This is a genomic window from Oenococcus oeni (assembly GCF_020510245.1).
Lineage (GTDB): Bacteria > Bacillota > Bacilli > Lactobacillales > Lactobacillaceae > Oenococcus > Oenococcus oeni.
Genome location: NZ_CP084701.1, coordinates 1,395,315 through 1,418,137 on the forward strand (window position 1 = coordinate 1,395,315; position 22,823 = coordinate 1,418,137).

The window sequence follows — 22,823 nt, forward strand, 5'->3', positions numbered from 1 at the left end:
AAAAAAATTAATAAACGATTACTTTTCCGTTAGTTTAATGTGAACATGTTCACGCTGGAAATTAGCAATGTTTTCGTATTCCGTCTGTAATTGACGACTCAAGCGAATAAAAATTGGTGTAAGTTCACGATAAGTCTCGTAATTTTCTGGATTTGGTTTGTACGTTTCAGCACCGCCAAGCATGCCAGATATGTTTTCAATTTTGTCCGTTAAGCCTAAAGCTTTTTGTCCAACAACCGTCGCTGCCAAAGCACCGGATTCGATCTCCTGCGGAACGGTCACGGATTGTTCGAAAATGTCGGCCAGCATTTGCCGCCATAAAGCCGAATGAGCGAATCCACCAGTTGCCTGAACCGATTTCAACTCGCCAACTACTTCTTCCAGGGCTAAGGCGACCATATAAATATTGAAGATAATTCCTTCAAGGACCGCCCGTACCATATGAGCACGAGTATGATAATGCGTCAGGCCAAAAAAGGATCCGCGCGCATTGGCATCCCAAATCGGTGCTCTTTCACCACCGAGATAAGGATGAAAAAGCAAACCATCAGCACCAGCCGGAACTTTCGAAGCTATTTCAGTCAATAAATCATAACTATCGATACCTAAAAGCGCAGCCGTTGATTTTTCGGCATCAAAAAGATTGTCGCGAGCCCAACGAAAGACATCACCGCCATTGTTAACCGGACCGCCGACAACCCAATGATTGCGATCAAGGGCGTAAGTAAAAGTACGTCCTTTTGGATCTATTTTTGGTTTGTCTGTAACAACCCTGATCGCACCGGAAGTACCAATCGTAACGGCAGCAACCCCTGGCTGAATAGCATTCACGCCAAGATTTGATAACGGACCGTCACCAGCGCCATAGATAAATGGAGTATCAACCGGAATGCCGATCACCTTAGCGTATTCTTTGCTCATACCACGTTCGATTTCATAAGGTTCAACCGGAGTTGGCAACTGATCTTTAGACAGTCCGGTAATTTGTAAGGCCTGTTGATCCCAATCCAAATTGAAAATATTGAAAAGGCCGGTTCCTGAAGCAATCGAGATATCCATTTTATTTGTTTTAAACAAACGATGGAATATATATTCCTTGATGCCAAGGAAATGCTTGGACTTTTTATAAATATCCTGTTGTTCGTTTTTGAGCCACAAAAGTTTACTCAAAGGTGCCATTGGATGAATCGGCGTGCCGGTCTTGCTGTATATTTCCTGGCCGACGCCGCTTTCTTTTAATTGTTCGGAATATTTAAAAGCTCGTCCGTCGGCCCAAGTGATCACGCGAGTTAACGGCTTCCAATCTTTATCAAAAGCAATCAGCGAATGCATTGCAGAACTAAAAGAAACGCCGAGAATCTTATCGTCATTCTCTAATTTTCCAGCGCGAACAACATCCGTGAGAGAATCAATCAAAGCTTCAAAAATTTCGACCGGATCTTCTTCGGCCATATCCGGTTTGTCGCGATAAAGCGGATATCCCTTACTCGAAGAGGCGATTATATGGCCCTTTAGATCAAATAGTACCGACTTTGTACTAGTTGTTCCGAGGTCGACGCCAATCATGTAATCCATATCTTCCTCCTAATTTTTCAAAAATAATCTAAATTAAAAATTTGAAACTATTTTCATTGACGCAAAGCAGTTAAAAAAGATTCAAATTATTAAAAGGAAAACCGGATTCCGAAAGGACGATCAAACAAGAAATCCATTGTAGCGATTCACTCGGAAATATTTTGGTTAAATTTTCATAATCAAGTTTAAGAAAAATCGTCAAAATAAAAACTTGCAAGCAAAGATTATAAGTCGATGACTGAAGTTTTATGTAATTTGAAATTATTTCTTCCTTTGGCAGGAAAACGGTTTCCTTAATTGATTATACTATCAATATATTTTATCGATGTCATTAAATGGAACTTCTGTTTCGGTTTCACGCCCAAACATGTCGACAAGTACTTGGACTTCTTGCTTTTCCCTATCAATGGCAGTAATTTTACCTTCCATGCCATTCATGGCGCCACCGATAATCGAGACAGTTTCTCCGACTTTAACATTAAGATCATCGACTTTGCGCTCAATCAAGCCCATTCGATGCATAATCCGATCAATTTCGTCTTTTGTAACAGGATTTGGTTTTGACCCTTGACCATGGGAGCCCAAAAATCCGGTTACTCCCGGAGTATTACGAACAACGTACCAGGACTGATCGGTCATTACCATTTCCACCAAAACATAACCAGGGAAATCATTTTCAACAACTTTTTTTAATTCGCCATTTGGGCCAGTTTTGATCTTTTCATTTTCAGGCACGATAACTTGAAAAATAAAATCAGTCATTCCCATCGATTCACGACGCTGTTCCAAATTTTGTTTAACTCGATTTTCATAACCTGAATAGGTATGAACAACATACCAATCTTTTTGTGGTTCTTCTTCAGCCATAATTACCTCTTTTAGTTCAAAATAAAAACCGCGGTCCCCCTCGGTTTCTCTATACTCAATATAACTGATTTCTATTTATTCATCAAGAACTTTATGCCAATACCAACTAATAAATCAACCAAGGCCAAAAATCCCGAAAAGAATAAAGAAGTAATAATGACATAATTAGTATCCCGGCTGGTCTCATCGCCATTCAACCAAGTAACATTTTTCATTTCTTCGATTGTACCTTTTATATAACGAATCATACTGCCAATATCTTAACAGATTTAAGCGGTAGTGTCATTGTCATTTTTTAAACCATAAATAATGATTTTTCCAACAAAGCATAGTCACTCTAAATTAAAAAAACATAAGAGACCGTAAAAAAATAATTTCACATCTGATCAGGGGCTTGTACATCAAGCAATTCAAGACCTTTTTTTAAAACAATTGCAACTGCATCAACAAGAGCTAAGCGTGAACTCAATTGTTTGTCTTCTACCAAAATATGAACTTTAGAATAATAAGAATTAAATTCATGCGCTAAATTCAATAAATACTTCGCAATAATAGATGGTTCGCGCAAAATCCAAGCACGTTTGACAATATCAGGATAAACTGAGAGTTTTGAAACAACAGCCCAAGAATCATTATCAAGTAATTTTATTGCATCATTTATATCGATTTTTATGCTAGATTTACGCAATATACTAACAGCCCTTACATGAGTATATTGAACATAGGGTCCAGTATCCCCTTCAAATTTAACTATTTGATCTAGATCAAAATCAATAGACAGAGTTCGATCGTTCATTAAATCATTAAATATTACTGCACCAGTACCAACTTGTTCAGCGACCTTATCGGAATTAGATAAATTAGGATTTTTTTCTGCAATCTGATTTTTTGCTAATTTATGAGCTGAATCTAAAACTTGTTCAAGCTTAACTACGTTGCCCTTTCGTGTAGACATTTTTTTACCATTGAAAGTAATTAAACCAAAATATATGTGTTCCATATCGTCTGACCAATTGAACCCAGCAAGTTTCAAAATGGCTTTAATTTGTTTAAAGTATTCCTTTTGTTCGGCACCAACCACATACAAACATTTGTCAAAATGATAAGTAGTTTGACGATAAAATGCAGTTGCAAGATCGCGGGTAGCGTACTGAGTAGCACCATCCGAACGTAAAATGATTGAAACCGGAAGATTATAAGCAGGCAATAAGCTCGGTAAATCTACAATTTGTGCACCCCGGGATTCTGTTAAAATACCTTTGTTTTTAAGAAGATCAATTATCACACTCATCTTATCTTGATAAAAAGATTCGCCATTCATAGAATCAAAAGTGACCCCAAGGCGTTGATAAACTTTATTAAATTCTCTTAACGAAACATTTTTGAACCACTTCCAAAGTTCTCTGGCTTCTGGATCCCCGTCCTCAAGTTTTTTAAACCAAGATCGTCCAGCCTCAGACAATTCAGGATTAGTCTCAGCTTCTTTATTTATGCGAACATATAATTTGACCAATTCATCAACTGGATTCTGCTCAATGATATCTTTGTTTCCCCACAATTTATATGCTTCAATCATTAAACCGAATTGAGTTCCCCAATCCCCTAGGTGATTAATTTTAATTGTTTTATAACCATTTTCATTAGCAATTCTGCTTAGCGATTCCCCGATCATTGTCGAACGTAAATGTCCCATTGACATCGGCTTTGCAATGTTTGGAGAAGATAATTCAACAATAATAGTTTTTTTATTTCCAGCATTATTTTTGCCATATGAATCGTTGTTAATAATGTCTGATATTAGTGTTGAAGCCTCTCTTTTCCTGTCCAAAAAGAAATTAATATATGCACCATTATGTTCAATTTTTTCAAAATTGGTATCGCTTTTATTCAGTCTGTTATAAATAGAAAAAGCAACTTGGTCAGGAGAAAGATGAAAAATTTTAGATAAACCAAAAACCGGAAAAGCATAGTCACCATTTTTGAGCATCTTAGGTTTCTCGACCAATTTTTTTAAATTAAAATTCATCGGTAAATCATAACCTGATTCCTTAATTGCAATTGATAGTTCATCCACGATTTTTTCTTCGTTAGTCATAATACCCTAATTATACAAAGACTAGAGTAATGGAATCCTTAAAAATTAGAGTTCAAGTAAAAATATAATATTGATTAAACAAAAATTTAATAATTAATATTCTTTAACAATTCAATACTGTTTTGCTATGTGCTGTAGAGATTTGCACTGGCTTCCACTAATAGGTGTCTATGCATAAGCCTTGTAAAAGAATTTCAATCCCTCATAATTTTCCTGGTCTCAGAAAATTATAAATTTCTATTTTCTATTTTTTCAAGTTTTAATAAATCCAAGTGCTAATAATCCAATTGCCACAAAACCAAAAAAAACAATTAGAGTTGCAATTTTTTTTTCGTTATTAGAAAAACCGTATTTCCCTTGTTCTTTCCTTGCTCTAACATAGCAATATATACCAGGAATATAAGCGATTAGACACAATAACAAATACTGAATTCCAGCCAAAATGATTACGTTAACTTGAAATACAAAAGCAATAATTCCATAAAAAAACTGTCTCTTATTATTTAACTCTTTGTCCAATAAAGAAAATTTTATTTGATAAGCCGCTACAAAAACGTAGGTAACAATCGTTGCAACAGTACAAAGCGAATATGCAAAAATATAAGCTTTGTCTGTTACAAGGAGAGTAAGAAGAAACAACTGAAATAAACACTCAGTAGAGAATAAAGCAAAAGTTGATGCGTTACGTTTATTCGTCCTTCCGAAAATTTTCGGTAACAAGCCTTCATTTGCCATATCGCTCATTGTTTGAGCTGGAATCATTGTCCAAGACAACCACGAACCTGTAATCGATATGACTACTCCCAAACCAATTAAAGTTCCGCCCCATTTTCCAACCATGCGTTGAAAAAGATATTGCATAGAAGGGCTACGCAATTGAGAAAGCTTAGCTTGGCTTAGTATTCCATAAGGCAGAATTGAAACAAGCACATAAATTGCAAGCAAACATGATAGTCCGAGTACTGTAGCGAGGCCGACATCTCGCTTAGATTTAGCGTGTTTCGCCATCACCGAAGCGCCTTCAATCCCCACAAAGACCCACATGATAACCATGAGACAGCCTCTAATTTGATTTGCTACATCACCAAAATGAAAACCAGAAGAAATGTTGCTATTAAACGTACTCCAAAAATCGGAATCAAAAACATTAAATTTAAAAAGAATAAAGGAGAAAGTAATAAAAATAAATATAGGTATTAATTTGCAGATTGCGATAAATGTGTTTATAAAAGAAGCCGATTCAATTCCCCGATTTACAAGAACGGTTAAAACCCACGACAAAATAGAAGCAGCTACAACCGAAGGAAGGTTCTGTCCGTTACCAAACACTGGAAAGAAAAACCCAGTTGCTGACATTAGCATCGTAGCAAAAGCAATATTGCTTAGCCAAGAAGATAGCCAATAACCCCAGCCAGAAATAAAACCAGCGAATGGCCCAAAACCTTCCTGAGCATAAACGAAAATACCATTCAATTTAGGTTTCTTTAATACCAAATTATTAATCGAGAGAACAAGCCCTAGAATGCCGATACCGCAGATCATCCAAGCTATAAGTGCTGCTCCTGGAGAGGCAGAACTTGCAATTCCAGAAATTAAACCAAAAATACCTGCTCCAATAGATGAATTTATAACAATAGCAATTAAAGAAATTAAGCCAATTCCAGATTTTTTTGTCCTTTTTTTCATAAATTAATGCTCTTTTCCTACTTACAAATAAAATTGTCCTTGTAAATAGATTACTTTTAATTTCAACAAACTAATTTGCTCAACTAATTTATAAATTGAAATCTAAGATTTAGCTAATTAATAATTCTATAAAGATTCTCAATTCAGTCTAACCACAGTTATAAGTAATAACGAATATTACATAATATTTATATTATGTAATTAAAAATTTTTGCAAAGTACTTTCGATTACAGTAAATGGCTTTGGCCACATAGAACTCGGCCAAAGCCATTTAAAAGGTTAAATCAATTTAAAAATATCTAAATGTCAACGTATATACATCTACTCTAATGATCTTATAATTTAGATTGTTCAAAACATGCTAGTTGAAAAAACAACACATTAAATTATTTTTTGCCTCAAATAATCATATGCACAAAAAAGTTCAAACTTCGTTGAGTATTTAATTTCAAAATGCAATTAAAGCAATAAAAGTTGCACTAGCAAATACACACAATAAAGAATTGAAAAATTTATAGTACTCCTTCGTTATTAATATGCTACACATTAAATTTTCAAGTTAATTATGATCATTATTTTTGAGTAAACGATTAAACAAATATGAAATCTAATTATAATAATTTTCATTCAAAAAATGCTTACATCTATAGCAAAATTAAAAAGTAATCGAACCAACAATTAAACCATAAATAGCATAGATGGCAGCTAGAACTGTCAAACCCGCAACAGCTAATTCAATAGGACCAAAAACTTTAGTATGATTGTCGTGCTTCTGTAGATAACAATAAACAGGAATTCCAGCTGCAAATAAAAGCATTAGTAAAAGAAGATAATTTTCACCAGCTGCAAACACAAGCCAACAAGCATATATACTGGCAATTACTCCAATTACGACGTTCCTGCTACGTCCTGGATCATCTTTATTTTCATTAAGCGAATATTTAAGTTGATAAAATGCTGAAAAAGCATATGGAATTAAAATTCCAGCACTAGAAATTGAGTAAAAGAAATTATAAGCTGAAGCAGTAATTAAAAAGGAAAACATAAAAAGTTCTACACAAACATTCGTAAAAATAAGTGAATTTATTGGAGCACCATTTTTATTTTCTTTTGCGAAGAGTCTAGGAAATGAACCCTTTTTCGCAGCTTCGTATGGTAATTGACCGGCAAACATGGTCCAAGAAAGCCAGGCTCCTACAACCGAAACAATTAATCCTAAATTAACAATCATTGCTCCCCAAGAACCAACAACGCTCTTTAATAGATAAGCCATTGCTGGTTGGCTTAGATTAGCTAAACCGCTACGACGCATAACACCTAAAGATAGCAACGTGACTAGCATGTAAATTAAAGTAACAATAATAATGCCTAAGACAGTTGCTCTGCCAACATCTTTGCGACGATTTGCTCTGCTTGAGAAAACAACAGCTCCTTCAATTCCAATAAACACCCACACCGTAACAAGCATCGTTGAACGAACTTGGCTCATAACGTCTGTAAACTGAAATTTTCCATTTGGAGTGTACCAGAAACCATGCGTGAAAATACCCATTTTAAAAGATATAATCATGATGACCGTAAAGATAAAAATTGGAATTAACTTTGCAATCGTTATAATGGTATTCACAAATGATGCTGATTTTGCACCATGCAAAATCATAAAATGGCATCCCCAAAGAATAACCGAGGCCATAACTATAGAAGCGAGATTTTGTCCATTTCCAAAAACTGGAAAAAAATACGCTGCAGCACTCATTAAAAGCGTTGCATAACCAACATTTCCTAACCAAGCAGAAAGCCAATAAGCCCAAGCTGAATCAAATCCCATATAACTTCCAAAACCAGCTTTCGCATAACTATAAATTCCAGCATCAAGATCTGGCCGCTTCATTGTCAAATTCTGGAATGTAAATGCCAACATAATCATTCCGATAGCGGTAATTATCCACCCAATAATTATGGCTCCAGCTCCAGCTCCAGCAGCCATATCATGCATTAAGTTAAAAATTCCACCACCAATAATTGAGCCCACCACAAGACCGATTAATTCTATTAGGTTTAATTTGCCCTTTGAATTGTTCATATAAAATCACCTCTTTTCATTAAATACTAAGTTCACATAGACTAATAAGGATAAAATCGTTTACAAGTGCAAATTAACAACATTTCATTAAGCAATTAAGCTATTACACAAACAAGTCATAACAGTTTAGTAACCAATGGGATTACCAAATATGAATTAATCAGAATTATTGAGGAATCATTATTTAATTAGAGAAGTAAAACCTTGTTCCCGATCTATGTATTGATATTTATAAGAAAAAACTTGAATTCCTAACATTACTAAATTTGAGAAAGATATTTAATATTCTTAATAATTTAAAAATTTGTTTTATTTAAAAATTGTATCCATATTCATCTAAGAAAATTTAAACGCTTGTTTAATTAAAATCCTGGTTTGGAAGTATTTATTTTCTAAAATTTGTTTTACCGAAACGTATATTAAATATTCCGTTAAACAAACAATTGCAAAAATTTTCAATATAAAATAAATGTATAGAAAACAAGCTACTTTGTGATAATCGTTCCTGAACCTTTTTGCAAAAAGTTATTAATATTTTTAAGCGAAGTTACCACAGCCTCTCCACAACCATTATTCACAAAATTAATTGCAGCTTGAACTTTCGGTAGCATGCTGCCCTTTGCGAATTGGTTTTCATTAATATAATTTTCGAGTTCTTCAACGGTTACATTTTCCAATTTCTTTTGATCCGGCTTATTAAAATTAATATAAACATTATCAACAGCAGTTAATATAATTAATAAATCAGCTTTAATAAGTTCTGCCAATTTTTCAGAAGCAAAGTCTTTATCAATTACAGCTTCGCACCCAATCAAATGATTTCCTTCTCTAACGACCGGAACGCCTCCTCCACCAACAGAGATTGGAATCACGTTATTGTCTACTAAGCTATTAATGACTTGATATTCTCTAACATTAACTGGTTTAGGTGAAGGAACAACTCTACGGTAACCTCGACCTGCATCCTCAACGTAGATATATTCGGGATGTAATTCCCTTATTTTATTAATATCTTCCTTTTCGTAGAAAGGACCAATTGGTTTACTTGGATTTTGAAAAGCAGAATCATTTGCATCCACCTCAACTTGTGTGACAACGGTTGCAGCACTTTTATCAATTCCTTCGTCTTCCAATACGTCATCCATGGCATTTTGCATCCAGTAGCCTATACTTCCTTCAGTCATTGATACAGCTGTATCAATCGGCATTGCAGGATTACTTTTTGTGCTACCAATCATTTGTTGCAATAGCAAATTACCGACTTGAGGACCATTTCCATGAGTGATAATTAATTTTTCATTTTCTTTTACCAGACTGACTAACGATTTTGCTGTTTCACGTAAAGCTGCCTGTTGAGCTTCAGCTGAGGCATCTTTGGATAAGATAGCATTGCCACCAAGCGCCACCACAATTTTTCTATTTGCCATAGATCATAATCCACCTTTGAATTTTATTGCTTAACAAAAACAGTTAATTGAGAATGCCAATTTTTGCTTTATTTTTTATCGCAATCATTATTTTCTATATTCAAATTAATTAAACATGCGGAATAAACAAATTTCCAAGAGTAGCTGCCATGATAGCTTTAATACTATGCATACGATTTTCTGCTTCTTCAAACTGTCGAGCGTATATAGAACGAAAAACCTCATCGGTCACTTCCATTTCTTTTATTCCATATTTCTCAAAAATTTCGTGCCCATAATCAGTATTAATATCATGAAAAGCAGGTAAACAATGCATAAAGATTAATTGATCATCAGGGGTAGAAGTTTTCCTTATTGTCTCCATATTCACCTGATAAGGTTTCAATAATTTAACTCGATCCTCCCAGTCACTTTCTCCCATCGAAACCCAAACATCCGTATATAAAACATTAGTTTTAGAAACACCCTCATCGATATTATCTGTAATTAAGAATCTTGAACCAGATTTCTCAGCAAATTTTTTTGCTAGTTCTGTTGTTTTTTCAGATGGCTGTAATTCTTTTGGAGAAACAATACGAATATTAGCTCCAAGCATTGACCCTGTTATAAGTAAAGAATTAGCTGTGTTATTTCGTCCATCTCCCATATAAGATAAGTTAATATTTTTAATATGACCGAAGTTTTCTTTGATTGTCATAAAATCAGCTAACATTTGAGTCGGATGCCATTCATCAGTTAAGCCATTCCAGACTGGGACACCAGAATATCTTGCAAGATCATCAACTACACTTTGTTTGAATCCTCTAAATTCAATTCCATCAAACATCGATCCAAGGACCCTTGCTGTATCTTCTACCGATTCCTTTTTCCCAAGTTGAATATCATTTGAGCCTAAAAATTCTGGATGAGCACCCAAATCAATTGAGGCAGTTGTAAAGGCAGAGCGGGTACGTGTAGATGTCTTTTCAAATAGCAAGGCTATATTTTTTCCTTCTAAGTATCTATGAGATATTCCCAATTTTTTTAAAGCTTTCAAATGTAATGCGAAATCTATCAAATATTCTAATTCCATAGGAGTAAAATCTTTTTCAGCCAACAAACTTCTACCTTGAAAAACTGAATTAACTACATTTTTCTTTACCAAATTTCCTAACTTTTGTTCCATTTAATTTTTGCCTTTCCTATTTTTTAATATCATCACGATAAATTGGCATAGTCATACAACGCGGGCCACCACGGCCACGAGACAACTCACTTGAAGGAACTTCCAAAACCTTTATCCCGTGTTTTTTTAAAGTGGCATTCGAAACATAGTTCCTGTCATAAGTTACAACAACACCTGGCGCAATAGCTAAAGTATTAGATCCATCATTCCACTGCTCCCTAGCAGAGACAATTGGATCTCCGTTTCCGGTGGGAATTAAATCGAGTTCGCTAAGATTTAATTGGTCTTTTAAAACTGCTTCAAGATTATGATAATTTTCAATTCTTATTTGATTATCTTTATCCTTGTGCAAAACAAAAATTGGAATATTTCCACCAGCTCCCATGATTCCTGGATGAACTGTAAACTGGTTTAAATTAATCATTGTAAAAACAGTATCCAAATGCATCATAGCGTGATTATGAGGTATTAGAACAGTAATAATCGTGTCATAATTGCTATCTTTAAATAACTTATGTGCAATATCTTCAATAGCATCAGCCTGAGTTCTTTGAGAAATTCCAATAGCAAGTACATGATCATTTAAAATAAGTTCGTCTCCACCTTCAATGTGAGTAGAGTGATTTCGGTCGCGCCACACATGCAACTTTTTGTTTGCAAAACGCGGATGATAATTAATAATTGTTTGCATAAACAATGATTCACGCTGACGAGCCTGAAATGTCATGCGATTAATACTAAGCCCTTCGCCAATTGACGCCTGAGGATCACGTGTAAAATAAAGATTCGGCATCGGGTCCAAAAAGAACTGATAATTCTTTTCTTCAGAAAGACTAACTAAGCCTTTTTGTACAAAATTAACTTCCTTTTTTTGAACACCCTCAATAATTTTATTAACCATAGATTTGGTATCAAAATCTAGCAAATATTCTTTTAAAGCGTCATGAACTATGCCTGAAGCATACCCAGATTCTGTTAACATTTGTTTTACAAATTGATCTTTGATCTCACTGCCACCGGTATCAAGCGCTTTTACTACAAGATCTTCTAGGTATAAAACTTCTGCACCATTTTTTTTCAATGTTTCAGCAAAGACATCGTGCTCATGTTGAGCAACTGGTAAGTATGGAATATCATCAAATAACAAACGTCGCATACTATCTGGTGTTATATTCTCAATTTCATGTCCTGGACGATGGAGAATTACAGTTTCTAATTTTCCAATTTCAGAATACACATGAATTGGAACTTTCTTATCCATCATTTTTTACTCCAATCCGTAACTATCATTGAGCTACAGTTTTATCTTAGAATAAAAAAAGAAATCCCTTATATTTAAAATAAACACTAAAAAAGTGATATTTATCACATCTTTTTTTCAAAATGAAAATGTGTGACAATCACTCCATCATGATTATGATTTATATAACCATTAATAAATCTGCTAGCTGTTTCACGAGTAGTACCAGATAATTTGGCAATTAAAAATATCGGAATTTTATAAGGAATTACAATAAATTCATTTTCAGGGCCATTCGATCTACCTAATTCACAAAAAAGCCAGGAAATTGTTTTTCTAATACGCTCGGATGCATTAGTTTCAAGAGAAATACTTAGTTGCTTTTCATAACGATTCATAGATTCGCTAACATGTTTAAGAATCCCTAACGCAAATTCATTATTTTGACGTAAAAGCTGTTCAAAATCTTTCCTTTGAAAAGTCACAAAAGAAATATTTGTAATAGCTTCGACTGTATAATTAAAATAAAAATTTTTATCTAACAGCCTATAAAGGGGGAATAATTTATGTGCGGAAATTAAATTAACATATTCTTGGCCATCCTCGTCAATCCTAGTGGCTTGAACCAAACCAGATATAACAAAAAAAAGACGCCATGCTGTGTCCCCTTGTTCAAAAATAATCTGTTTTTTGGTTGCAGTTCGATACTTCATATTTTTTGTCAAAAAAATAAATTGATCATTACTTAGCGATTTAAAAATTTCTGATGCATGAATTTCTAATAATATATCAGATTCTACTTGATCAAAAAGCATTTTAAGAAACAGCCTAGCCTTTCTAATTCATAGAAACGAAATTGTCTGTATATGAATTACTAATAAGAACGCTTACATAATCATGTTAGTTCTTTTTTGGCATTACAAAAAATAATTTAAGAAGTAGTTTTTAATTCCTTTAATTACTTAAAATAATAAATTATGTCGCAGGCGTTTTAACAGATTTAAGCGGCAGTGTCATTGTCATTTTTTAAACCATAAAAATATTTATAGGTCTCATTAATCAAACGTTTTTGCCGATAATCCAAAGAATGTGCCTTGGTTTGTTTCTCAATTTTTCAGATAGTTCGGCATTGCCAAATAAGTGCTGAACGGCCATATTTTCCTGCTTGCAGCTATGAAAATTCGTTTGGCTAATCGCATCTTCAAAATCCAGCTTTGTTTGTGCATGGTTCCAACTATGGCCAACTGGATCAAAACCATCAATTGCCAGCTTATCAAGTGAAAGATGCTGGCGTCTACTTTGTTCTTTTTTTGAATAAGTCTTTCTTAAAAGATCCATTGCTTTATGTTGCAAAGCCGAAAAATAGTAAGTGGTAAATTTACTGTCGAAATTATTTTGATACTTATCGACCGAACGCATTAGTACATCCAAGGCTTCGCTCTTCCACTCGTCAAAATCCAATACACTCTTTAAATAGCGATTATGTATTTTTCTAAGGAAACCTTCGGTTTCTTCTATTCAGAAATAAATAACCCATTGATCCCCTTTTTTAATCATTTTCAAAGCTGATTCGGCCCTCATATTTCCTCCACTAATTTATCAAACAGCTTATAGTGCTTTATTTTCGAAAGATAGCGAACATATGTTCTTAAAATTTAAAAGATATCAAATATTTGTTTTGAGATAAAAAAATCCACATATATCAACGATTTGACTCAATTGAAATAAATATGGATTAAAGATAAAAAATATTTTATAAAATATACCAAATATTCTTTATTTATTTTTTAAACGACGGCTGTTAAAACCCTGGTAAATCAATAAAGCCGCTGCGACACTAGCATTCAATGATTGAACATGACCAACCATTGGAATCGTCAGCATTTGATCAACTTTTTTTTTGGTTTGAGCCGAAATTCCTTTTCCCTCATTACCAATCACAATTGCTACCGGACCATCAGCATTCCAATCATTATAGTCTGCCCCTTTCATATCTGTACCAAAAATCCAAAAATTTGCTTTTTTTAATTTATCGATCGTATTGTTGATATTGACCACTCGCGCAACCGGAACATATTCAATCGCTCCAGTTGAAGTTTTGGCAACCACTTGGGTCAATTGAACGGCTCGTCTTTTAGGAATAATTATTCCATCGACGCCGGTTGCATCTGCTGTTCTCAAAATCGAACCAAGGTTATGTGGGTCCTCTATTTCGTCCAAAATAACCAGAAAAGGGTCATGGCCTTTGATTCCATTTAAAATATCGTCAAGTGGGACATATTCGTAGGCGGCAATCGAAATAGCGATCCCTTGATGATTGCCGTGATTTGTCAATTCGTCGAGGCGTTGATTATCGACTTCCTGAACGACAATTTTATTTTTTTCGGCTGTCTGCCTAAATTGCTGAGCTCGATTTTTTGCCAACGACTTGCTTAAATAAAGCTTATTGATTGTTTGATTATTTTCCAGAGCTTCCATCGAAGCATGGACTCCATAAACTATTTCTTCACTCACGCGTCTGCCCACTTTCAACTTTCTCAATCATCCAATCAATAATTTCATTCAAACGACTGCTTTCTTTATTTAAATAAAGGTAACCCAGCAAAGCCTCCACCCCAGTCGATATTTGGTAAGTTGCAATATCGGTGTTTTTAGCTTTGGTATGAGGGTGAGAATTACGGCCGCGCTTAAAAATATTGCTCTCCTCTTCGGTTAAAAATCCTTCTTTTTCCATCAAAAAAAAGAGTTTCGCATGAGCCTTTGCCGAAACGAATTCTTTTGAACGACGCTGGAGATCGTTAACTTTCGTCAAACCCGTCGACAACAAATAAGTCCGAATTTTTAGTTCATCAACCGCATCCCCGATAAAAGCCAAAGAAAGTCCATTAAAAGTCTTGACATCTTCAATCATGCTATATATTATAGTTTGCAATTCACTTAAAATCTGTGAAGGATAAATTATTTAGGAGAAAGTTTCAAAATGAAAAAATTGATAAGTAAGTTTTTTAGTGGTTTAGTGTCGGCAATTGCAGTAATTGCTATTTTCGCGATAACCGGAAATCAGGTTCAAGCAGCGGGAAATAAGCAGGATGTGCTGTACTCGAAGATTAAAGCCCAAGGAAAGTTAATTGTTGGTACATCTGCTGATTTCCCGCCGTATGAATTCTTGATTTCAAAAGATGGAAAACAGACTCCAGTTGGAGCCGACATGTCTTTGGCGAAAAAAATAGCCAAGAATCTTGGAGTAAAACTACAAATTAAGAACATGTCTTTTGACTCTCTGCTGGTTGCTCAAAAAGCCGGCAAAGTTGATATATTGATAGCCGGAATGGGCTCAACGCCGGAACGTAAAAAAGAAGTCGATTTTTCTGTACCATACTACACCGCCAAAGAAACCCTTGTAATTCGGTCCAACGAAGCAAAAAAATCAAGTCCTATAAAAACTTGGCTGGTTTAAAGGTTGGTGTCCAAACGGCTGCTCGGCAAAAAGATTTAGTTAAGAAATCTCTGGCAAAATTAGGTAAAAAAGCTCAATACAGTCAAATGCAGGCAACAAATGACTTGGTTTTGGCTCTAAAAACCAACAAAATTGACGCAATTGCTCTTTCAGGTGGTGTTGGCCAAGCCTATGCCAACAGTGTTTCCGGACTGAAATATGTCTATGCGGATTATCCAAAGGGCGTTCAGGATGAAGAAGGAATGTCGGTTGTCATTCCAAAAAACCAAAAAACCTTAAAAACAAAAATCAACAGTACTATTAAAAAGCTGAATAAAACAAAGACATTTGCATCTTGGATTAAAAAAGCCGGGACACAGGTTAAAAAGGCCCAATAATGCAATCGATAATTTTAGACGTAAACCTTTGGAAATTTCGTTCCGAACTTATTTCCGGAATCGAAGTCACTTTGCTCATATCCATTTGCGCTGTTGTTTTAGGTTCGATTATCGGCCTGTTTATTGCAATCATGCACATGTCCAAAAAAAGAGTGGTCAATGTGATCGCTACAACCTATGTCGAAATTCTCAGAGGGACACCGCTAATAGTCCAACTGATGTTTGTCTACTATGCTGTTCCATTGATTCTCCAAGCGATTCTTAGCAATTTCGGATCATCGATTGAAATCAATATCCCAACGATTCCAGCAGGAATTATTGCTGTTGCCATCAACTCATCGGCCTATGTTTCCGAAGCAATTCGGGCTGGTTTCAATTCAATCGACAAGGGCCAGACTGAAGCGGCCCGCTCGCTTGGTCTTCCGAAAAAATTGACTATGCGTTACGTAATTATTCCCCAGGCTTTAAAGAATATATGGCCGGCTTTAGGCAATGAATTCGTTGCCCTAATCAAGGAGTCATCGATCGTACTGGTTATCGGAACTCCTGATATCATGTACCAAATCAATAATATTAGAGCAGTGACCTTTGAACCAGTCGCTCCTTTGATTCTGTCAGCAGTAATCTATTTTGTGCTAACTTTCGGTTTGACCAGAATAATGAAACATTTCGAAGGGAAGATGCAGCATGACTAAAAAAAATAGTGAAGACATCATCATTGAACTAAAGGGATTAACGAAAAAATTCGATGAAAACCTTGTTCTCGATCACATTGATGCCAAAATAAATCGTTCAGAAGTAATTACCCTAATTGGCCCTTCCGGGACCGGAAAGTCGACTTTAATCAGAAATCTAAATATGCTTGATACGCCGACTTCCGGATCGGTAATAGTCGAAGGTCAGGATATTACCAAAATAAAAGACAAACAGCTTGATTCGGTCAGAGAAAAAATGGGAATGGTTTTTCAATCCTTTAATCTTTTCCCACATTTAAACGTCGAGCAGAATATCTCTCTTGCCCCGATAAAACTAGGCAAGTGGAAAGAATCGGAGGCCCGAAAAAAAACTGAAAGTCTGCTGGAAAAAGTCGGTTTGACTGAAAAAATCTCTGCTTTTCCAAAATCTCTTTCAGGTGGGCAGGCCCAACGTGTCGCTATTGCGCGGGCTTTGGCCATGAATCCGGATGTAATGTTATTCGATGAACCAACTTCGGCCTTGGATCCGGAAATGGTTGGCGAGGTTTTAAAAGTCATGCAGAAACTGGCAGCTGAGGGAATGACAATGGTTGTCGTAACCCACGAAATGGGTTTTGCAAAAAATGTCGCTGATCGGGTTTGGTTTTTGGACGAAGGAAAGATTGCGGAGGATGCAAAGCCCGAACAATTCTTTTCACACCCGAATAATCCGCGAGCTCAAGAATTCTTGGGCAAACTACTTGAAGTTAACGTTTAAATTAAAACCGCCTTTCGGCGGTTTTTTTAATACGATAATTCAGTTGTTTAGCGTTCTTAATTCATTGATAATCTTTCGTGCCTCATCGGTTGAATGGGTATTAATTAAAAGATCACGATACTTGGCAGCATCTCGAATACCACGGATATAAATTTTGAAGAAACGTCTCAAAGTCTCAAAACGTTTTAGGCCAACTTCCTGAACATACTGATCGTAAAGATCCAACTGCATTTCAAAGAGATCCAGACAATCATTCAGTGAATGAGTTGCCGCTTTCGTTTCAAAGCAGTAAGGATTTTCAAAAACGCCGCGGCCGATCATGATTCCATCAATACCCGGATGTTTCTTTGCCAATTCAATTCCTTCACTGCGATTTTTAATATCGCCATTGATTTGCAATAAAGTTTCCGGAGCAATCTGATCCCGCATTTTAATTATTTCATCAATCAATTCGAAGTGAGCCGGAACTTTACTCATCTCTTTTCGTGTGCGCAAATGAACTGTCAATACTTGAAGATCCTGTTTTAAAAGCCAAGGAAGCCAATCATACATCTCATCGATTTTTGAGAAGCCAAGCCGGGTTTTTGCCGAAATCGGCAGTCCCGCTTCTTTGGAAGCTTGAATAACTTCGGCAGCAGCACTTCGGTGACGAATTAAATCGGAACCTCCCCCATTTTTAACTACGGTTGAATCTGGACAACCCATATTAATGTCAATTGCCTTAAAACCTTGGTTTTTAACCGACAAAGCAGCTTTGGCAAAGTCACTCGCATGATTGCCCCAAAGTTGAACAATCGGCCTCTGTTCGTCCTTTTTAACATATAAACGGCCCATAACCGAGAACTTGGCTTTAGGATGTGTGACACTGATGGCATTTGTAAATTCAGTATAAAAAAGATCTGGAGGAGCTGCTTTAAAAACAACCCGCCGAAATACACTGTCGGTCACGGCTTCCATTGGTGCAAGACTAAAAAAAGGTTCTCCCTTTTTTTGTGACGCATCTTTAATTGACTTCCAAAATTCACTTATCATAGATTAAAAAATAGCCTCGTAAGCAACCGGGGAACCAGAAATTGGCTGAATCGCAACTTTACTGTCAGGTCCCTTTAAACCGATGTATTGACCACCGCCAATATACATGGCGACCTGGAATTCAGCCCCTCTTTGGCCCCAAAAAAGTAGGTCTCCCGGCAAAGCTTGTGAAATACGCGCCTTTAATTTGCCGGCCTGTCGCAATTTGGCAGCCTGAATATAAACTTTATCACCAATTGCTGTCAGACCGGAAATTGCCCGTAAATACTCGATAAATCCCGGTATATCAAATCCTCTTTCATCATCGCCACCCCAAACAAAGGGTTTTCCAATCAAAGATAAAGCATTAGAAATAGTACGTTTGACCGAGATTGGTTGATTGGTCATATATTTATTAGGTAATTTTATTTGTGCTTTACGAACAGAATGATACTGATCAGAACTGGATCTTGCATCGTCTTTTTTGATCTGTTGAAGATTTTTAAAGATATCGGCCTTGTGTTTAAGGGTTGCCAGCGTCTGATTGGAAACGTGATTAAACAAACCACTAATTTTTGACTGCACATCAAATCCATTTACTTTATCCAGTTGAGCGGCGCCAGACTTTTCCCAATTGTCAAAGTCAGTCGTCAAGCTAACCGCCAAAAAACTCGGTGATTTTTCTGCCTCTATTTTTCTGATAATCAATTCCTGATTATTTAACTCATCGATATAAGGTTGAGCCAATTTAAAAACATCGGACGGCTTTCCAGCTAAACCGGTTTGTAGATTACGAAAATTAAGAAGGTCGTCGGTTCGAGAAAAGTAATAATTAATCTCCTCAAAACCGCTCACTTGATCATCAAGCCATTTACCGTGTTTAACCAAATCAATGATTGACTGATTACGAAAAATCTGGAAAGTATAACTTAAATTCCTACCTCGACTGCCGTCCTCATTCTCAAAAGGAATAATACCAATATTCAGAGCAAAAAGCGCCTTGTTGTCAGCATACTGGTCCCGACTATGACGCCATTTTTTTTCATCCAACATTTTTTTTGAAAGCAGTTTTGTCAGCTCATCCAAAGCTGATTTAACGGTTGAAAAATGTTTTTCGCGTGCTCTGATCGTATCAATCAATTCATCGGAAATAAAACGGCCCTGAAACTGAAATGTTCTCATGTCTGGAAAAAACTGACTAACCTCGCCAATAGAAGTATTTGGAGAAAACAGCCATTTATTTTCATTTGTAAAATAATTACGAAATTGCATATCTCTAATTTACCGTAAAAAAAAAGACCGGAGTCTTAATTTCCAAAACTAATTTATTTAATTTATTACGCGTGGATATATTGATAACTTGAAGCAGATGTAACAGTTCGAGTGTTTGTTGCAAGACCGGCGTAGTTCCCTTCAGAAATACGGATAGATCCGTCGCCATAAACAGCAGTAACAACAGCAACGTGACCCAGGCTACCGGCATATGCCTGACCAGCTTGGAAAACAACAACTGAACCAACAGTTGGAGTGTTATTGACAGTATAACCTTCGGCTGCAGCTGCAGAGGCCCACTGATAAGCATTCCCTAGGCCATTTGGAACCCATGAAAGCATATTCTTAACATACCAAGTGCATTGGCCATAAGTATATGTGTTAGTACTGGAAGAGGTTGTTGCATAATTGGAAGAAACTCCGCTATTGCTAGTGGTACTTGAACTCGAAGATGTCGATGTAGTTGGATATGTGCGACGAGTCGAATATGAAGTAGCACTGCTTGAAGCTTGAGAAGTATAAGAACTTGAAGCTACAGAAGAAGCAGTCGAAGCTGGCGCGCTAGTAGCTACGGAACTCGTAGCAGAACTCGCTACAGGTGCTTGGCTAGAAGCTACAGAAGAAGCAGCTGAAGATACAGCAGCCGATGAGGTAGTCGTTGCGACAGCAGGACTAGCAGTCGTTGCTGCAGCACTGCTTGTGGTTGTAGCGGCACTAGTTGTCGTAGTGGCTTTCAAAGAAAGTTTCTGACCAGCAACGATAAAAGTAGATCCATCGTTATTGGCAATCAAAGTTGAAACAGAAACACCATAGCGTTCGGCAATTCCGTAAAGGGTATCGCCGGAAGCAATCGTAACAGTTCCATCAGCATTCTCAGCAGAAATACTCGTAGCAGCTGTTGTAGAAGCCGAAGAAGCTGTCTCACTAGTAGTTGTAGCAGCAGACGAGCTTGAAGGAATGTTCAAGCTGGAACCACTTAAAATCAAAGCGGGATTTGATAATTTATTTGCCTTAGCGATCGCACTAACACTCGTATCGTACTCTTTAGCTAAGGCCCAGACACTGTCACCCTGCTTAACGGTAACAGTATCAGCATTTGCAGAAACGGCACCTACCGCAAGAGCGGCAGCGGCACCGGTAGAAATAAGAAGCGCATTTTTAACAGTTTTTGTAGTCATTAATAATTCTCCAACGTGCAAAGTATCCGATTTTTTAAAAATCTATAAGGATTTCTAAAGCACGGTTTCTACAATAGGGGGCTTTCTTGACAGCATAATTAATACTTTTTTAAGGTTATTTTACATTGTTACAAAAAGATTACATAAATAAATTAAAAGCCCGGTATAACAGCCTTTATAGCAGCCTTCACCGAAGCTTTAAATGATTTTTTTTATTCCATTAATTGAAATTTTGTAAAAAAGAATTTGATTTGAAAAGCACTTTTCTGTTTAAACCATCTTATATATTTCTTAAAAACTTCCCTTAATTCCCGGAAGCCGAACTAATGATTGATTTAATCGTTGCAACCACTGTATTGGAAGGAATTGAAAAACTCATTCCTTCGACGTCCTCGCTGCCGTCCTCAGTCGAACTGATTTTCATCGAATTTATGCCGATAACTTCACCAGCCATGTTAATCAAAGGGCCACCCGAATTACCGGGATTTAGTGCAACATCGGTTTGAATAGCCGACAATTTGATTGGGCTGTCATCGATTTGCCGATTGGTTGCCGAAACAATTCCGGAAGTTAATGAGCTGGCATAATCCGATCCCAAAGGAGAACCGATTGCCAGTACCTGCTGACCAGCCTGAACTTTGCTGGAATTAACAAAAGTTCCCGTTGTCGTGACGCTTGCCGAACTGATCCTTAAAACAGCAATATCTTTAGTCGCATTTTTCCCAATTAATTTTGCTTTGACCTTAGTACCATTGGCCATAATTATTTCAATTTCGTTAGCCCCTTTAATCACGTGATTATTCGTAACAATATAAGAATAGTTCCCGTCTGTTTCGTAAATCAATCCGGTCCCTTCGGCCGCCAATTGATCCTCTGTCGAAGAACTGCTGCTACTGCTGCTACCACCGGACTGGCTGCCGAACCATTCAAAAAAATAGTCGCTGGCCTCGGTAGACGGTTTCTGATAATTCTCTACCGTTACAACCGCATTCTTAACTTTGTTGTAAGCTTTGGTGGCTTGAGAGCTTGAAGTCCCGGTCAGATTGACAACTTTCGTCATGCCGGCTGCAATTGACGAGCTCTTCGCCGCTTTATTTTGTGCCGGTGCCAAATAAAACAGATAAAAACAACCCAAAACAACCGTCGCTCCGATGATGGCACTCAACAGCCCAATTAAAAAATACTTGAAAATGTGGTCTTTATTTTTCATGCTTATATTATTATCTCTAAAAATAAAATTAAAGTTAACTATTTATTTCAAAAAGCAAAAACAAGCCTTGTTTCAAGCTCTTTAAAAACTACATGTAAAATAGTTTATTAATAAATTTATCGGCCCCTTCTTGAGTCAATTGCCAATTATCGTTAATAATGACTGTTGCTCGATTTTTAAGTTTTTCAGGAAGATGCATATCGCGCTCGAAGTCGTTGGAACTAGTTCGTTCGACGACACGTTTTGGATTATCTCCACGCGCAATCAAACGATTTCTCAAACCAGCGACATCACTAACTGTTACAAACCAGATAATCGCTTGGTCTTTTAAGGTTTCCTTGTATGTGATTGCCCCAATCGTATCAACAACCAGGCTTATAACACCCGGATGATTCGATCGTTTCGACTTGGCCCAGGCCCGTTCGAGTCCTTCATAAGAGGAACCATACTTGTAACCAGAATAATTAACCTGTTCAATAAAGTGATTCTTGCCCCATGAATCTTCGGTTTCAAAGTAATAGTCGACACCGTCGATTTCACCTTCTCTTGGCTCGCGGGTTGTATGAGTGATCACCCGCGGAACACTGTATTTAGCACGAAGATAACGAGCAACTGATGTCTTACCAGCTCCGGAAGCCCCAGTGATTACGATTACGCGATTTTCGTTTTCCATATTGATTAAATATTATAAACTGAATTAACTTTTTCAAGTTTAAAATAAAATAAT

General features: G+C 36.4%; 22 protein-coding genes. 4 read left to right on the forward strand and 18 right to left on the reverse strand.

Features of this window, described 5'->3' with window-relative positions; translation table 11 throughout:
• Positions 1 to 18: 18 nt before the first annotated feature.
• From gntK to J3U91_RS07415, 13 genes are all read right to left on the reverse strand, one after another.
• A complete protein-coding gene (gene gntK, locus J3U91_RS07355) occupies positions 19 to 1,575 on the reverse strand; it encodes a gluconokinase (RefSeq protein WP_002820803.1) in 1,557 nt (518 codons plus the stop codon).
• 309 nt (positions 1,576 to 1,884) lie between these two features.
• The gene (nusG, locus tag J3U91_RS07360; RefSeq protein ID WP_002816367.1) at positions 1,885 to 2,442 is read right to left on the reverse strand and encodes a transcription termination/antitermination protein NusG; all 558 of its coding nucleotides are present in this window, start codon (positions 2,440 to 2,442) and stop codon (positions 1,885 to 1,887) included.
• Between the two features lie 71 nt (positions 2,443 to 2,513).
• Positions 2,514 to 2,690, reverse strand: coding sequence for a preprotein translocase subunit SecE (secE, locus tag J3U91_RS07365; protein ID WP_002816368.1), 177 nt, complete (start codon positions 2,688 to 2,690; stop codon positions 2,514 to 2,516).
• A gap of 128 nt (positions 2,691 to 2,818) precedes the next feature.
• The gene (gene argS, locus J3U91_RS07370; RefSeq protein ID WP_002820804.1) at positions 2,819 to 4,537 is read right to left on the reverse strand and encodes an arginine--tRNA ligase; all 1,719 of its coding nucleotides are present in this window, start codon (positions 4,535 to 4,537) and stop codon (positions 2,819 to 2,821) included.
• Positions 4,538 to 4,789: 252 nt separating this feature from the next.
• Positions 4,790 to 6,223 (reverse strand): arginine-ornithine antiporter, encoded by a 1,434-nt coding sequence (gene arcD, locus J3U91_RS07375; RefSeq protein WP_002820805.1) that lies wholly within the window; start codon positions 6,221 to 6,223, stop codon positions 4,790 to 4,792.
• 656 nt (positions 6,224 to 6,879) lie between these two features.
• Complete coding sequence (gene arcD / locus J3U91_RS07380; RefSeq protein ID WP_002820806.1) at positions 6,880 to 8,307, reverse strand: arginine-ornithine antiporter; 1,428 nt, start codon at positions 8,305 to 8,307, stop codon at positions 6,880 to 6,882.
• A 485-nt stretch (positions 8,308 to 8,792) separates the two neighbouring features.
• The gene (gene arcC, locus J3U91_RS07385; RefSeq protein WP_002820807.1) at positions 8,793 to 9,734 is read right to left on the reverse strand and encodes a carbamate kinase; all 942 of its coding nucleotides are present in this window, start codon (positions 9,732 to 9,734) and stop codon (positions 8,793 to 8,795) included.
• A gap of 109 nt (positions 9,735 to 9,843) precedes the next feature.
• Positions 9,844 to 10,899, reverse strand: a complete 1,056-nt coding sequence (argF, locus tag J3U91_RS07390; RefSeq protein WP_002820808.1) for an ornithine carbamoyltransferase — start codon at positions 10,897 to 10,899, stop codon at positions 9,844 to 9,846.
• Positions 10,900 to 10,915: 16 nt separating this feature from the next.
• Positions 10,916 to 12,163, reverse strand: a complete 1,248-nt coding sequence (gene arcA / locus J3U91_RS07395) for an arginine deiminase (protein WP_002820810.1) — start codon at positions 12,161 to 12,163, stop codon at positions 10,916 to 10,918.
• Positions 12,164 to 12,264: 101 nt separating this feature from the next.
• The gene (locus J3U91_RS07400; protein WP_002820811.1) at positions 12,265 to 12,954 is read right to left on the reverse strand and encodes a Crp/Fnr family transcriptional regulator; all 690 of its coding nucleotides are present in this window, start codon (positions 12,952 to 12,954) and stop codon (positions 12,265 to 12,267) included.
• Between the two features lie 244 nt (positions 12,955 to 13,198).
• Entirely contained in the window at positions 13,199 to 13,600 is a 402-nt protein-coding gene (locus J3U91_RS07405) for a competence protein ComX (RefSeq protein ID WP_226489933.1), read from the reverse strand.
• 315 nt (positions 13,601 to 13,915) lie between these two features.
• On the reverse strand, positions 13,916 to 14,617 hold the full coding sequence (gene rlmB, locus J3U91_RS07410) for a 23S rRNA (guanosine(2251)-2'-O)-methyltransferase RlmB (protein ID WP_002820814.1): 702 nt from the start codon (positions 14,615 to 14,617) through the stop codon (positions 13,916 to 13,918).
• Between the two features lie 28 nt (positions 14,618 to 14,645).
• Positions 14,646 to 15,050 carry a Mini-ribonuclease 3 gene (locus tag J3U91_RS07415; protein ID WP_002820815.1) on the reverse strand — a complete coding sequence of 135 codons (405 nt, stop codon included), beginning with the start codon at positions 15,048 to 15,050 and terminating at the stop codon, positions 14,646 to 14,648.
• Positions 15,051 to 15,119: 69 nt separating this feature from the next.
• On the opposite strand from J3U91_RS07415, the gene J3U91_RS09950 reads away from it, so the two are divergent.
• Genes J3U91_RS09950 through J3U91_RS07430 form a run of 4 tightly spaced genes read left to right on the forward strand, consistent with a single transcriptional unit; the run spans position 15,120 to position 17,425 of the window.
• A complete protein-coding gene (locus J3U91_RS09950) occupies positions 15,120 to 15,596 on the forward strand; it encodes a transporter substrate-binding domain-containing protein (protein WP_004164912.1) in 477 nt (158 codons plus the stop codon).
• Entirely contained in the window at positions 15,584 to 15,973 is a 390-nt protein-coding gene (locus J3U91_RS09955) for a type 2 periplasmic-binding domain-containing protein (RefSeq protein WP_004164913.1), read from the forward strand. Before J3U91_RS09950 ends, J3U91_RS09955 begins: the two co-directional genes overlap by 13 nt.
• A complete protein-coding gene (locus J3U91_RS07425; protein WP_002817325.1) occupies positions 15,973 to 16,668 on the forward strand; it encodes an amino acid ABC transporter permease in 696 nt (231 codons plus the stop codon). Before J3U91_RS09955 ends, J3U91_RS07425 begins: the two co-directional genes overlap by 1 nt.
• A complete protein-coding gene (locus J3U91_RS07430; RefSeq protein ID WP_002817324.1) occupies positions 16,661 to 17,425 on the forward strand; it encodes an amino acid ABC transporter ATP-binding protein in 765 nt (254 codons plus the stop codon). The genes J3U91_RS07425 and J3U91_RS07430 overlap by 8 nt, the downstream gene beginning before the upstream one ends.
• Positions 17,426 to 17,464: 39 nt before the next feature.
• Here J3U91_RS07430 and J3U91_RS07435 read toward each other — a convergent pair whose 3' ends face one another.
• From J3U91_RS07435 to J3U91_RS07455, 5 genes are all read right to left on the reverse strand, one after another.
• Positions 17,465 to 18,457 (reverse strand): tRNA dihydrouridine synthase, encoded by a 993-nt coding sequence (locus tag J3U91_RS07435; protein ID WP_002820816.1) that lies wholly within the window; start codon positions 18,455 to 18,457, stop codon positions 17,465 to 17,467.
• A 3-nt stretch (positions 18,458 to 18,460) separates the two neighbouring features.
• The gene (locus tag J3U91_RS07440; protein WP_002820817.1) at positions 18,461 to 19,708 is read right to left on the reverse strand and encodes an NlpC/P60 family protein; all 1,248 of its coding nucleotides are present in this window, start codon (positions 19,706 to 19,708) and stop codon (positions 18,461 to 18,463) included.
• 65 nt (positions 19,709 to 19,773) lie between these two features.
• A complete protein-coding gene (locus tag J3U91_RS07445) occupies positions 19,774 to 20,886 on the reverse strand; it encodes a COG3942 and LysM peptidoglycan-binding domain-containing protein (protein ID WP_002820818.1) in 1,113 nt (370 codons plus the stop codon).
• A gap of 304 nt (positions 20,887 to 21,190) precedes the next feature.
• Positions 21,191 to 22,096 carry a S1C family serine protease gene (locus tag J3U91_RS07450; RefSeq protein ID WP_002820821.1) on the reverse strand — a complete coding sequence of 302 codons (906 nt, stop codon included), beginning with the start codon at positions 22,094 to 22,096 and terminating at the stop codon, positions 21,191 to 21,193.
• An 88-nt stretch (positions 22,097 to 22,184) separates the two neighbouring features.
• Positions 22,185 to 22,769 carry a nucleoside/nucleotide kinase family protein gene (locus tag J3U91_RS07455; protein ID WP_002817319.1) on the reverse strand — a complete coding sequence of 195 codons (585 nt, stop codon included), beginning with the start codon at positions 22,767 to 22,769 and terminating at the stop codon, positions 22,185 to 22,187.
• Positions 22,770 to 22,823 lie beyond the last annotated feature (54 nt).

What these genes read in the sequence shown, in the direction of transcription:
- gntK (WP_002820803.1), bottom strand. Translation starts at nt 1,575, where the DNA reads ATGGATTACATGATTGGCGTCGACCTCGGAACAACTAGTACAAAGTCG.
- nusG (WP_002816367.1), bottom strand. Translation starts at nt 2,442, where the DNA reads ATGGCTGAAGAAGAACCACAAAAAGATTGGTATGTTGTTCATACCTAT.
- secE (WP_002816368.1), bottom strand. Translation starts at nt 2,690, where the DNA reads ATGATTCGTTATATAAAAGGTACAATCGAAGAAATGAAAAATGTTACT.
- argS (WP_002820804.1), bottom strand. Translation starts at nt 4,537, where the DNA reads ATGACTAACGAAGAAAAAATCGTGGATGAACTATCAATTGCAATTAAG.
- arcD (WP_002820805.1), bottom strand. Translation starts at nt 6,223, where the DNA reads ATGAAAAAAAGGACAAAAAAATCTGGAATTGGCTTAATTTCTTTAATT.
- arcD (WP_002820806.1), bottom strand. Translation starts at nt 8,307, where the DNA reads ATGAACAATTCAAAGGGCAAATTAAACCTAATAGAATTAATCGGTCTT.
- arcC (WP_002820807.1), bottom strand. Translation starts at nt 9,734, where the DNA reads ATGGCAAATAGAAAAATTGTGGTGGCGCTTGGTGGCAATGCTATCTTA.
- argF (WP_002820808.1), bottom strand. Translation starts at nt 10,899, where the DNA reads ATGGAACAAAAGTTAGGAAATTTGGTAAAGAAAAATGTAGTTAATTCA.
- arcA (WP_002820810.1), bottom strand. Translation starts at nt 12,163, where the DNA reads ATGATGGATAAGAAAGTTCCAATTCATGTGTATTCTGAAATTGGAAAA.
- J3U91_RS07400 (WP_002820811.1), bottom strand. Translation starts at nt 12,954, where the DNA reads ATGCTTTTTGATCAAGTAGAATCTGATATATTATTAGAAATTCATGCA.
- rlmB (WP_002820814.1), bottom strand. Translation starts at nt 14,617, where the DNA reads ATGGAAGCTCTGGAAAATAATCAAACAATCAATAAGCTTTATTTAAGC.
- J3U91_RS07415 (WP_002820815.1), bottom strand. Translation starts at nt 15,050, where the DNA reads ATGATTGAAGATGTCAAGACTTTTAATGGACTTTCTTTGGCTTTTATC.
- J3U91_RS09950 (WP_004164912.1), top strand. Translation starts at nt 15,120, where the DNA reads ATGAAAAAATTGATAAGTAAGTTTTTTAGTGGTTTAGTGTCGGCAATT.
- J3U91_RS07425 (WP_002817325.1), top strand. Translation starts at nt 15,973, where the DNA reads ATGCAATCGATAATTTTAGACGTAAACCTTTGGAAATTTCGTTCCGAA.
- J3U91_RS07430 (WP_002817324.1), top strand. Translation starts at nt 16,661, where the DNA reads ATGACTAAAAAAAATAGTGAAGACATCATCATTGAACTAAAGGGATTA.
- J3U91_RS07435 (WP_002820816.1), bottom strand. Translation starts at nt 18,457, where the DNA reads ATGATAAGTGAATTTTGGAAGTCAATTAAAGATGCGTCACAAAAAAAG.
- J3U91_RS07440 (WP_002820817.1), bottom strand. Translation starts at nt 19,708, where the DNA reads ATGCAATTTCGTAATTATTTTACAAATGAAAATAAATGGCTGTTTTCT.
- J3U91_RS07445 (WP_002820818.1), bottom strand. Translation starts at nt 20,886, where the DNA reads ATGACTACAAAAACTGTTAAAAATGCGCTTCTTATTTCTACCGGTGCC.
- J3U91_RS07450 (WP_002820821.1), bottom strand. Translation starts at nt 22,096, where the DNA reads ATGAAAAATAAAGACCACATTTTCAAGTATTTTTTAATTGGGCTGTTG.
- J3U91_RS07455 (WP_002817319.1), bottom strand. Translation starts at nt 22,769, where the DNA reads ATGGAAAACGAAAATCGCGTAATCGTAATCACTGGGGCTTCCGGAGCT.